The 12,104-nt window shown below is 63.4% G+C and carries 10 protein-coding genes; 4 read left to right on the forward strand and 6 right to left on the reverse strand.

The features are described 5' to 3' along the window. Positions 1-55: 55 nt before the first annotated feature. Genes QCE64_RS23065 through QCE64_RS23075 form a run of 3 tightly spaced genes read left to right on the forward strand, consistent with a single transcriptional unit; the run spans position 56 to position 3,701 of the window. Positions 56-1,060 (forward strand): substrate-binding domain-containing protein, encoded by a 1,005-nt coding sequence (locus QCE64_RS23065; RefSeq protein ID WP_309816209.1) that lies wholly within the window; start codon positions 56-58, stop codon positions 1,058-1,060. A 53-nt stretch (positions 1,061-1,113) separates the two neighbouring features. Further along, positions 1,114-2,643, forward strand: a complete 1,530-nt coding sequence (locus tag QCE64_RS23070; protein WP_309933468.1) for a sugar ABC transporter ATP-binding protein — start codon at positions 1,114-1,116, stop codon at positions 2,641-2,643. Continuing rightward, on the forward strand, positions 2,640-3,701 hold the full coding sequence (locus tag QCE64_RS23075; protein ID WP_309923944.1) for an ABC transporter permease: 1,062 nt from the start codon (positions 2,640-2,642) through the stop codon (positions 3,699-3,701). The genes QCE64_RS23070 and QCE64_RS23075 overlap by 4 nt, the downstream gene beginning before the upstream one ends. A gap of 174 nt (positions 3,702-3,875) precedes the next feature. Here QCE64_RS23075 and QCE64_RS23080 read toward each other — a convergent pair whose 3' ends face one another. Together QCE64_RS23080 and QCE64_RS23085 are read right to left on the reverse strand one after the other, a co-directional pair. Next, positions 3,876-4,598, reverse strand: a complete 723-nt coding sequence (locus QCE64_RS23080; protein ID WP_309933469.1) for a DeoR/GlpR family DNA-binding transcription regulator — start codon at positions 4,596-4,598, stop codon at positions 3,876-3,878. Between the two features lie 144 nt (positions 4,599-4,742). Further along, entirely contained in the window at positions 4,743-5,423 is a 681-nt protein-coding gene (locus QCE64_RS23085) for a dihydrofolate reductase family protein (protein ID WP_309923945.1), read from the reverse strand. 164 nt (positions 5,424-5,587) lie between these two features. On the opposite strand from QCE64_RS23085, the gene QCE64_RS23090 reads away from it, so the two are divergent. Continuing rightward, the gene (locus QCE64_RS23090; RefSeq protein WP_310006441.1) at positions 5,588-6,802 is read left to right on the forward strand and encodes a YeeE/YedE family protein; all 1,215 of its coding nucleotides are present in this window, start codon (positions 5,588-5,590) and stop codon (positions 6,800-6,802) included. Positions 6,803-6,841: 39 nt separating this feature from the next. On the opposite strand, the gene QCE64_RS23095 is transcribed toward QCE64_RS23090, so the two are convergent. From QCE64_RS23095 to QCE64_RS23110, 4 genes are all read right to left on the reverse strand, one after another. Further along, positions 6,842-7,711, reverse strand: a complete 870-nt coding sequence (locus QCE64_RS23095; RefSeq protein WP_310006443.1) for a pilus assembly protein — start codon at positions 7,709-7,711, stop codon at positions 6,842-6,844. A 235-nt stretch (positions 7,712-7,946) separates the two neighbouring features. Further along, positions 7,947-9,641, reverse strand: coding sequence for a POTRA domain-containing protein (locus QCE64_RS23100; protein WP_309923951.1), 1,695 nt, complete (start codon positions 9,639-9,641; stop codon positions 7,947-7,949). Positions 9,642-9,757: 116 nt separating this feature from the next. Further along, the gene (locus tag QCE64_RS23105; protein WP_310006445.1) at positions 9,758-11,248 is read right to left on the reverse strand and encodes a collagen-like triple helix repeat-containing protein; all 1,491 of its coding nucleotides are present in this window, start codon (positions 11,246-11,248) and stop codon (positions 9,758-9,760) included. A gap of 233 nt (positions 11,249-11,481) precedes the next feature. Further along, positions 11,482-11,652, reverse strand: coding sequence for a Flp family type IVb pilin (locus QCE64_RS23110; protein ID WP_309923955.1), 171 nt, complete (start codon positions 11,650-11,652; stop codon positions 11,482-11,484). Positions 11,653-12,104: the final 452 nt, after the last annotated feature.

A 12,104-nucleotide genomic window follows, 5' to 3' on the forward strand; every position in this document is an offset into this window, starting at 1 on the left:
TGCGTGTGACATATCAAAGAAGCCAATTCAATCGATACCTGAAGGAGACAACGCAATGAAGCTCAACAAACTCGCCACCGCGCTGACCGCGGTTGCACTCGCCGCAGGCGCCATCGCGGCGGCGCAGGCCGCGACCAACGAGACCATCGTGACGGTCGTCAAGGTGACCGGCATCAACTGGTTCAATCGCATGGACGAAGGCGTGAAGGAGTTCGGCAAGGACAACCCGAACATCAACGCCTATCAGACGGGACCGGGCCGCGCGGATGCCGCGCAGCAGCTCAAGATCATCGAGGATCTGATTGCGAAGAAGGTCACGGCCATTGCTGTGGTCCCCTACGATCCGCCTACGCTGGAACCCGCGCTCAAGAAAGCGATGGACCGCGGCATCAAGGTCGTGACGCATGAAGCGGACAACGCGAAGAACACGATGGTCGACATCGAAGCCTTCGACAACACCGCATACGGTGCGGGCCTGAACGAACGGCTCGCAAAGTGCATGGGCCAGCAGGGCAAGTGGGCGGTGCTGGTCGGCTCGCTCGGCAGCCGTTCGCAGGTGCAATGGGCTGATGGCGGCATCGGCAATGCGAAGGCCAAGTATCCGAAGATGGATCTCGTCGAGCCGAAGCTCGAAACCAACAACGACGGCGAGCGTGCCTATCAGGTCGCCAAGGAAGTCTTGCGCAAGCATCCGGACCTGACGGGCTTCCAGGGATCGTCGTCGCTGGATGTGATCGGCATCGGCCGCGCGGTGGAAGAGGCGGGCAAGGTCGGCAAGATCTGCGTGTACGGCACGGGCCTGCCGACGGAAGCCGCGAAGTTCCTCGAGAGCGGCGCGGTCAACGGCATCGCGTTCTGGGATCCGAAGCTCGCGGGACTGGCGATGAACAAGGTCGCGCAGATGCTCGTCGAGGGCAAGGAAGTTCAGAACGGCGCTGACCTCGGCATCACCGGCTACAACAAGGTAACGGTCACGAAGGGCCCGGGCAAGGGCGTGATCGTGCGCGGCACCGGCTGGGTCGATGTCGACAAGACGAACTACAAGCAATACAACTTCTGATGTGACGTGCGCGGCGCGCTTTTGCGGAAGCGCGCCGCTCGCCCCGGACAGACATGACCACCACGACACCGCTTCTCGAAGTCGTCAACATCCACAAGCGCTTTACCGGCGTGTATGCGCTGCGTGGCGTGAGCCTCGCGTTCGAACGCGGGCAGATCTATCACTTGCTGGGCGAGAACGGCTGCGGCAAGAGCACGCTCATCAAGATCATCTCGGGCGCGCAGCCGCCGGACGAAGGCGAACTCGTGATCGAGGGCGCGCGTCATAGCAAGCTCTCGCCGCTCGAATCGCTGTCGGCGGGTATCGAGACCGTCTATCAGGATCTGTCGTTGCTGCCGAACATGAGCGTCGCGGAGAACGTGGCGCTGACCGCGGAGCTTGCCACGCATCAGGGCAAGCTGGCGCGTACCTTCGACCGCCGCGCGCTCGCGCAAACCGCGGCGCGCGCGCTCGAAGCAGTGGGCCTCCCGGGCGACGCAGCGTTCCAGAAAACGCTCATCGAACAATTGCCGCTCGCGACGCGTCAGCTCGTTGCCATCGCGCGGGCCATTGCCAGCGAGGCGAAGTTCGTCATCATGGACGAGCCGACCACTTCGCTCACGCAGAAGGAAGTGGACAATCTGATTGCCGTGCTCGCGCGGCTGCGTGCGGACGGCGTGGCCGTGCTGTTCGTGAGCCACAAGCTGGATGAATGCTATGCGATCGGCGGTGAGGTGATCGTGTTGCGCGACGGCCAGAAAATGGCGCAAGGGCCGATCGAGCAATATACGAAAGCGCAGATCAGCGAACTCATGACGGGCAAGCATCTTTCGACCGAGCGATATCGCGCGGAAGGCGAAGACAGTGCGCAGCATGTGGTGCTGGACGTGCAGGCGCTCGGCCGCAAGGGCCAGTTCGCGGATGTTTCGTTCAAGCTGCACAAAGGCGAAATTCTGGGCGTGACCGGCTTGCTCGATTCGGGCCGCAATGAACTCGCGCGGGCACTGGCCGGCGTGGCGCCCGCCGATCACGGCAGCGTCACGCTCGACGGCATGCGCGTGCGCCTGCACTCTCCCGCCGACGCGAAGATGCAGCGCATCGGCTATGTGCCCGAAGATCGTCTCAACGAGGGCCTGTTCCTCGACAAGCCGATTCGCGACAACGTCGTCACTGCGATGATCGCGAGTCTGCGCGACCGTTTCGGGCAGATCGACCGCAAGCGCGCGCAGGAACTCGCGGAGCGCACGGTCAAGGACCTGCAGATCGCGACGCCGGATGTGGACAAGCCGGTGCAGTCGCTTTCAGGCGGCAACCAGCAGCGCGTGCTGATCGGCCGGTGGCTGGCCATCGATCCACGCGTGCTGATCCTGCATGGCCCGACCGTGGGTGTGGACGTGGGCTCGAAGGACATCATCTATCGCATCATGCAGCGGCTCTCGAAGGAGGGCATCGGCATCATCCTGATCAGCGACGACCTGCCGGAATTGCTGCAGAACTGCGACCGCATCCTGATGATGAAGAAGGGCCGCATTGCGAGCGAATATCGCGCGGACCGGCTCGATGAAGCCGGTCTCTACCACGCGCTACTATCAGAGGCAGCATGAGCATGAGCGAATCCATCCGCCGCACGGGGAGCGAGACGATGCCGCAGCACGTGGCCGAAGTCGCACCGCGTGTGCGCAAGGGCAATCTTTACGCGCAGCTGATGCGCAATCCAGAGTGGTTCACAGTCGGGCTGATCGTAGTGACGTGTCTGGTCGTGGGCGGCCTCAACCCGCGCTTCTTCCAGTTCGCGACGCTGTTCGACATGCTGCATTCCGCCACCACCGTTTCGCTCTTCGCGCTCGGAACGCTGGTGGTGCTGGCCTCGGGCGGCATAGACGTGTCGTTTACGGCGATTGCAGCGCTCACGATGTATTCGATCACCAAGGCCGTGTTCGCCTGGTGGCCCGATTGTCCATTCGCGCTGATCCTGCTGGCGGGCGCCATTGGCGGCGTGATCCTTGGCATCGTCAATGGCATGCTCGTGCACCGGCTGAAGGCGCCGTCGCTGATCGTGACCATCGGTACGCAATATCTGTTTCGCGGCTTGTTGCTGACTTTCGTTGGCACGCAGTTCTTCATGAACATTCCGCACAGCATGGATACCTTCGGGCGTCTGCCGCTTTTCTTCTATCACACGTCCGATGGCCTGCGCGCCGTGCTGCCGGTTTCAGTGCTGGCGCTGGTGATTGCCGCGGTAGTCACGTGGTGGCTGCTGAACCGGACGATGATGGGCCGGGGTGTGTATGCAATGGGCGGCTCGCTCGCCATCGCGGAACGGCTCGGCTACAACCTCCGTGCGATCCATCTGTTCGTGTTCGGCTATACGGGTCTGCTGGCGGGCGTGGCGGGCATTCTCCACGTTTCGACCAACCGCCTCGCGAACCCGTTCGATCTCGTCGGCACGGAACTGGATGTGATCGCCGCGGTGATCCTGGGCGGTGCGCGCATTACCGGGGGCACGGGTACGGTGGCAGGCACGCTGCTCGGCGTGGTGCTGGTGACGCTCATCAATAGCGTGCTGATTCTGATCGGCGTGCCGAGCACGTGGCAGAAGGTGATCATCGGCGCGTTCATTCTGGTGGCGGGGACGTTGTTTGCGCTGGGGCGCAGGCAGTAGGTCTGCAGGCCTCTGGGGATCTTTTCACGGCTGGCGTTGAGCGACGGACTTTGAAATCCGAAATGAAAAAGGCTCGTTCAAAAACTGAACGAACCTTTTCGATTTTTTTTAGCGGAATGCGGCTTTCCAATTAAAAGCGGAACGTCGCTTTCGGCTTCTAACCGGAAACCGGGGTCAGGTACGCGCGCGCTGCGTCTGCCCTTCTTCCGTGATGACTGAATTGAACTCCGAAAGCTGCGAGAAGCGCACGGCCTTGACCTTGCCGAACTTGCTCGCATCGACGACAAGATGCCGCTCGACCGCGCTCGCCATGGCTGCCTGCTTGATGGCCACTTCGTGGAAATTCCAGCAGGTCACGCCGCGCGCTTCATCGACCCCGCCCGCCGACATGAACGCCTTGTTGATGCCCATGCGCCGCAAGGTTTCGACGCTTTCGTCGCTCGCGAACGATTCCGACGAAGGCACATAGACGCCGCCGAGCAGGATCATGCGCACGTTGGGCTTGCGCCGCAGGATTTCTGCGACGTTCAACGAATAACACACCACCGTGAGATGCATCTCCATCGGGATCTGCCGTGCAAGTGTGGTCAGGGTCGTGCCGCAGTCGATGAAGATGGTTTCGCTGTCGACCAGCAGCCGCGCCGCATGGTTCGATGCGATTGCCTTGGCTTGCGCGAAGTGATCTTTTTCTTCCTCGATGGTGTAGCCCGCGTTCGGCACGTCGGCCGCGCTGACAATATAGCCGCCGAGATAAGTGAACTGATGCGGATGGGCCGCGATGTCGCGGCGTACCGTCATTTCCGAGACGCCGAGCAACGCGGCCGCATCGCGCAGACGCATCACATTTTGTTTTACAAGCGCGCCGGAGAGGGTGCGCAAGCGGTCGTTTTTGGCCATCGGGGCGGCGCGACAGGGCGCAGTGAGGCGGGCGGCTATCGCACGGAGAGTGTTAGATTTTGGTCGTTCGTTGAAAGGATTATAACAACGCAAGCCGCGCTTTTTGCGGCTTGCCTGCATTGGAGCGGGTAAATCCCGAGACGGTCAGCGGGCGCGTGAATAGCGCACCCAGACCACGTCACGATCCAGTTTCTCGACCGATTCCAGTTTCAGATAGGCCGGCTTCTTCCATTGCTCCATCGATACTTCGAAAGAGGACGTGTGCGCCTCGCGACCGTCGACGAGCGGAATCAGCAGCACGCTGACCTCGTCGGCGAGGCCTGCATTGACGAACGCGCCAGACACATGGCCGCCGCCTTCGACGATCAGCTTGCCGACCTTCAATTCGCGCGCGAGCGTATCGACGACCCGTTTCAGTTCGATGTCTTCCTTGCCGCCGAATACATACGACGCGCCGATCGATTGCAGATATGCCAGGTAGTCATCTTCGACGCTCTCCGCCACCACTTCGACGACGTGCGAATCCAGCGCCGTGCTGCTCTTCCACGCGACGCGTCCCTTGGGATCGATCGAAATGGCGTACTGACTCGCGTTGCGGTCGGCGAAATGATCGGTGCGGGGAATCGGACCTTTTGCCATGCCGAGCGGATAGTCGCGGTCCTTGCCGTGCGAGATTTCCTGCATCGTGACGCGGCCGCAGACCCAGGCATCCGCCTTGAAACTCGCGGCGGTTTCCTCATAAGTGGGCGATGCGTAATCGAGGTTCCAGTTGTCGGTGAGACTGCGGCCGTCAATCGACGACATCATGTGGCAGACGATGTACATGCGGTTCTCCAGTGCGTGAGAGCAGATGAACCTTGGGTGCAAGCACCGTGCCGCGTACGTTTTGTTCCGATAAAAAACGTAATGGCCGCCAGCGAATTTTGCTCAAACACGCGACAATCCCCGGCTGCCGCGATTTTTTTTCACTCTGGATTCACTTTTTCGTCATGTCAGATCTCGCCAGTTCTCTCCCACGCCGTACCGACATCGATCCGAAGCCGCTCGGCATCGCCGCGCTGCTGATCGTGCTCGGCGTGCTGTATCTCGGCCAAACCGTCGGGGCGCGTCAGGCCGCGTTGTACGCGGTCGGCGCGCTGCTCGGCGTCACGCTCTATCACGCCGCGTTCGGCTTCACGTCGGCCTGGCGCGTCTTCATCGCCGATGGTCGCGGAGCCGGACTGCGCGCGCAAATGCTGATGCTCGCGGTCGGTGTCGCACTGTTCTTCCCCGCGCTGGCAGCCGGCTCGCTGTTCGGCATGCCGGTCACGGGACTGGTGTCGCCGGCGGGGACATCGGTGGTGGTGGGCGCCTTCCTGTTCGGTATCGGCATGCAACTCGGCGGCGGCTGCGCGTCGGGCACCCTTTATACGGTCGGCGGCGGCAGCACGCGGATGATCGTGACGCTGGTCGCGTTCATCGCCGGGTCGGTCATCGGTACCGCGCACATGCCGTTCTGGACCTCGATGCCGCAACTGCAGCCCGTCTCGCTAGTCAAGACGTTGGGCGCAGGGCCTGCGCTCGCGCTCAACTGGCTCGTCTTCGCGTTGATCGCCGCGCTGACGGTGGTGATCGAGAAGCGCCGTCATGGCAGGCTCGTCGCGGCGCACGTGCAACCGGCGCACACGTCGCCGTGGCTGCATGGTCCGTGGCCGCTGATGGCGGGCGGCATTGCGCTCGCTGTGCTCAACTTTGCAACGCTGGCGCTGTCGGGACGGCCGTGGGGTATCACGTCGGCGTTTGCGCTGTGGGGCGCGAAGGCATCGGCAATGATGGGTGTCGATACCGCCAGCTGGCCGTACTGGATGAGCAAGGCCAACGCAGCCGCCCTGGCCGCGCCGATTTCACGCGATGTGACGTCGGTGATGGACATCGGCATCGTGCTCGGCGCCATGCTTGCCGCCGCGCTCGCGGGCCGCTATGCGCCTGTGTGGCGCGTGCCGCTGCGCTCGCTGGTGGCGGCCATCGTCGGTGGCCTGTTGCTCGGCTATGGCGCGCGGCTGGCCTATGGCTGCAATATCGGCGCGTACTTCAGCGGCATCGTGTCGGGCAGCCTGCACGGCTGGTTGTGGCTCGTCGCTGCGTTCTTCGGAAACGTGCTGGGCACGCGCCTGCGCCCGATGTTCGGTCTCGAAGTGGAACGCGTGCGGCCGACTTCCTGCTGATTGTTTCTGCAAGCGCGGCCGTTCTTGCGGTCGCGCATCTCAGTCGTCCAGCCGCGCCTGCCGGAACAGCAGATACGCGGCGATGCCCTGCATGACGACCGCGGCATAGACCAGCTTCCTGCCGAGCATGTCGGTCCACATCGAGTCGAAATATTCCGGATTGAGGGCGATGACGGCGCAGCCGGGCAGCAAGGCTAACAGCGCGGGCATCCAAGCAACTGCGCGGGGGCTGGTCGACGCTTGCTTGTCCGGTTCGAGGTCGCGCAGGCTCGACGCCATGCGATCGAGCACTCGCTCCGAGCCTCCGCCGAATTTCATCGAAACCTGCAGCACCGCGCCGATCAGTTCAAATTCCTGAACGCGATAAGTGCGCGCGGCTGCCGCCAGCGCCTGATCGATGTTTGCGTCGATGCGAAATTGTGGAACGGCCCGTTCCAGGCATGCGGAAAGCGGCGCCTGCATGCTCGCGGCGGCTGCCTGGAACGCGGCCGGGATGCTGTGACCCGTATCGACCCGGCGCGTGATGCCTTCGAGGAACGCAGGCAACTGGCGCACGATATGCCGCTGGCACTGCCGCGCACGCCATGCGAGCCACGCATAGCACGTCAGCGACGAGGCTGCGAGGGCAAGGGCCGCCGCCAAGGGCGCATCGCGCGTGATGCACAAAATGGCGACTGCCCCGGTGACGACCGCCCATAGCGCCAGCGCCAGGCCGGGATGCCGTACGTTGGAGCGGTGCATCTGATCGTCGAGTTCGCGCAACAGGCGAGCGGGCGGCGTCATGCAACGACCGAGGATGCGCTTCGCGAGCCGTGCGTCGTGCCTGAGCGCGCCACAGACCCACGTCATGACGGCGCTCGCCGCGCACAGCATGGCGAGCGTGAAGACCAACACGATTCCAGTGGGCACCGAAGCCTCCGGCCAATGAGCAGCGGCCCGCAAGCGGGCGATTTGTGTAATCGATCAGGCTGCGGTACACGTCTCCCCGAGGTCGCGCGTTTCACCGTGATGCAAGGCCTGTCGATGTGGACGATACCGGCGATCGTCTCCGCGATCTGTTTTCTCACGCTCATTTCCACGCGCCGAAATCCGGCGTTTCCCGCCAGCTCGAAAAAAAGTGGCGGGATTGCCGGGACGGGCACGCTCAATACAGCTGGTACGAGAAAGTCGCATTCACGCGCGGACTACGTGACGGGCTTTCGATCGGCGCATCGCCGATGGCCCGCGCCAACGACAAATCGATGCTGTAGTGCTTCGCATCCGATACGCGAAATCCCACGCCCACCGACGAGAGCCGGCGCGGATTCGGCGTGCCGCCATGCAGGTAGACGCGTGCGGCGTCGATCGATGCATACGGCGTGAGCGTTTTCAGCCAGGTCCATTCGAGCGCGATCGGACGGTTCAGCTCGAACGATGCACCCCAGCCCGAATCGCCCGACACTTCGCCCGGCTGATAACCGAGCGCGAAACGTTGGGCGCCGAACGCAATCTGCTCGGACGTGGGCAGCGTGTCGGGCGAGAACTGACCTGTTGTCGAGATCACCGAGCCGATCTTCCACGGCCATTCATTGGTCTGCGAGAAGCTCGCGCCGGTGCGCAGGAATGTAAGCGACACCGGGTTCGTCAGCGCCAGGCCGGTGATGTTGGTTTCGGCCGATTTCGAGGCGCCGAGGATGTTCATTGCCTTCGCCACGTTCAGGCTGGCGCGGCGCGTCATGCCGGTGTCGATGCCGGTGTAGTCGAGCGACAGTTGCGCCACGCGAATCTGCGAGCGGTTCGTGAGCTGCGGATTGCTCGCCACCGCCATGTTCTTCAGGCGATCTTCGTCGTGAGTGGCATAGACGCTCGCGGTGCCGAGCACGCTGCGCTTGTTGCTCAGCACGAATGGATAGACCGCCGAGAAGGCGAGCTTGTCGTTGATGACCGTGCGCTCGATGTACGACGGCAGGCCCGGGTTGTCGACCGGATGACCGTAGTAATGCGAGGCGTCCACCTTGAACGCGAGGCCGTCGGCGCCCACGGGCACCATCGCGTTGATGCCGTAGTAAGTCTGGTCGTTGCGTCCCGGGGGCGCGAGTGCCGATGCGGTGATCGATTCGCCCAGGCCGAGCAGACCGTTCTCGGTGGCGCTGAAAATGCCCTGCACGCCTGGATGATTCACGTCGATGCCGCTCGACAGATTGAAACGCTTGCGCGTGACGTTGAGTTCGAGCGTCGTCTTGCCGTCGGTGTTCTGCGGCGGTGCGATGGTGGCGTCGATCTTCGCGCCGGGAATCATGCCGAGCAGGTTGATCGTGCGTTCGAAGGTGCTTTGACGCAGCGGGCGGTCCGTGGCGATATGCTGCGCGACCGCGCGAATCCGCTTTTCCAGGTTGCCGGGTTCGCCCTTGATCCTGATGTCGGCCACGTAGCCTTCGACGATCGTCACACGCACGACGCCGTTCTCGAAGGCCTGCGCGGGCACGAACGCGAACGACAGCGCATAGCCCCGCTCCTTGTAGAGCGCGGTGACGCCGTTGGCCGTTTCCATCAGCTGCGCGATCGTGATGTCGGTGCCGACGAGGCTCTTGAAGCGTTGCGCGACTTCCTCGAAGGGCAGGCACTTCACACCTTCGATCTGGATCGATTGTGGCGTGATGTGCCGCGCGAGCAAGTCCTGCAGTTGTTGCTGCGGCGCCTGCACCTCGACTTCGACCGCCGGCGCGCGTGCCGGCGCGTTGACCTGAGGCAGGGCTTCGAGCGGATTGCCGCCGACACTCGGGCGCGGCGCGTTCTGCGCATGCGCGGCGTGGACGAACGCAAGCGCCGCCGCGACTGCGGCCGCTTTCCAGTTGAACATTTTTTTAGCTTGGATCGTGATTGGTTTTTTTTGCAACGCACGGCCCAGGTGCCGCGCGCCGAACGCATCTTGTGGCGTCCGACGTGCGGGGAACCGGGCCGCTGTGCGCCGTTGCCTTACTTCTTGATTCCGCCGCCGCCGAGGACGCTGCCGAGCGTCGACGTCAGGCCGCCGAGCAGGCCCGTCGAGCCGCTCGTGCCACCCGAGGTGGTGCTCGCCGTGAGCGTCGTCGTCGCCGAGACGGTCGAGGTCGTGGTCGAGGTGGTGGTTGCGGTTGCCGGGACCGGCACGGCCATCGTCATGGTTGCGGGCGCGGCCGGCGTCTTCACGCCGGTCGTGACCGTGCTGACGAGCGATGTGACCGGCGCGAGGGCGCCCGCCACTGCCGTCGAGCCGGTGACAGCCGACACCGCGCCCGTCACCGTCGATACCGCGCCATTGACAACGCCCGTGGCCGCGCTGACCACCGGCGCCGTGCCGGTTGCCGTGGTCACGCCGGACACGACACCGCTGATCGCAGAAGGCATCGAAGTCGCCGGCGTGCCGCCGACGAGCGTGCTCGCCGATGCCACCGTGGTGCCCGTCGCCGAGACGAGCGAGCCCACGCCCGTCGCAACCGGATTGCCACCGGCGGACAGTTTCTGGCCGCCGCTGACGGGGCCCGCGCCGACGTTCGACAGCAGCGTGGAGACGGGCGCGCCGAGGCCGGTCGCGGCGCCCACGGTCTGCGTCGTCGTGCTGACGAGCGAGGTGATCGGCGTGATGGTCGTGCTGACCTGTTGTGTCAACTGCTGCACGGGGGCGCTCGTGAGCGCGGTCGTCAGATTGCCGCCCAACTGGTTCACGCCCGTGCCGACGCCGCTGACCAGCGCGCCGACCGGCGTCGTCACGGCGGCGAGCGGGGCGAGCGCGCCGGTGTTCAAACTCGTCACGGCATTGCCGCCGCTCGTGACCGCGTCGCCGATGCGCTGCACGACGCCGCCGACGCTCGCCACGGTCGTGCCGACCGGATTGGTCGTCGCGCCGATCGAACCGATGCCGTTGCCGACGCCATTGCCGAGCGTCGTCACTGCCGCGCCCAGGTTCGAGACGACGCCGCCGAGGTTCTTCGTGGTGTTGTCGCCGAGACCGATCGGCTTCGTGTCGCCGAGCGCGTTGCCGAGATCCGTTACCGTGCCGCCCGCAGCCGTCACGATGTTGCTCGTCTTGTCGACGACCTGCGCGATCGGCTGTGCTGTCGGACCGTTCTTGATGACGGGCGTGCCACCGCCGTCGCCGCCGGTGTCCTTGCCGCCATTGCCACCATTGCCGCCGTTGCCGGCCGTGGTGGTGACCGGCGTTACCGGCGTGCCGGCATCGTTGCCGCCGGTGCTGGTTTCGAGCGTTGTGCCGTTGCCCTCGGTGCCGGCCATGCCGGACGAGTCACGCGCGCCGGAGGCGGAGGAACCATTGGCGCCGGTAGTGCTCGCCGTATGATTCGCCGTTCCGCCGGTCGATTTGTTGACGGAGCCCGAACCGCCGCAGGCCGACAACGCGAGGAGTGCCGCTACCGCCCCGGCCAGGGCGGTCATGCGGATGGTTTCGCTATGAAACGTAAGTGTCTTCATTTCTCAGAGATATCTGGTTATGTTTGCTGCACCGATTTTTTCCCGACATACGTTGAAAAAAAACGGCGGACTGCGTAAAAGCACGAATATCGGGACCAGTTGATCCTTAATGACGTGCTGAGATAACCGCCAGCCTGTCTGTGCTATTTCCACAGGCGAGCGCGGTCCCCCGCGACTTGTGATCGCGGTTTGCCCGAAGGCGAGTTAATTTCTGATATGCGCGTTAAAGCGAATCAAACGCCTTTTAGCGCGGTCGAGATATTCTGGAAGGTGGATTTGAGCTGATCCGCCACGTCGCCCACGGCAGTCATGATGCCAAGAGCCAGCACACCGGCAATGAGTCCGTACTCGATGGCGGTGATGCCGCGTGTGTCTGCGAGATAGCGCTTGAAGACGCGTTTCATGATGTTCCTCGGTTTTTCCAATCACCGGGCCATCGGTCAGCGGGAGGCGCGACAAGCGTATCCGGCTTGCTTGCAAGGACGGGTCCATCTTGCGGGGCGCTTCTCGCTGGCCGATGCCTGGCGTTTGCTCTCAGGTTCTGTTTTTAATCTTCCCGTGTGCCCGGGTGAGAAGCCCTGTTCCGCATTTTTCCGGAATGCGTTCCGCTAAAAATTGGAACAGGTACTTCTTAAGCATGTTATCGACGCGCCTTTGTCCGGCCTGAGCCCGGCTTTTGCAAATCTTTAATCTTTTTTTTGTACGAAGTAATTTCTTCTCCATAAGCACGAGTCAGTGCGCAGATGATCAGGGTTTTCAGGCTTGCCGTTTCGCGCCTGGAAGTCTAGGAAGATGCATCGACGTTCCGGGTAAAAGCACCGGGAGACTTTCGTCGAGCAAGCAGCAACCCGCTCGG

The organism is Caballeronia sp. LZ043, assembly GCF_031451075.1.
Taxonomy (GTDB): Bacteria; Pseudomonadota; Gammaproteobacteria; order Burkholderiales; family Burkholderiaceae; genus Caballeronia.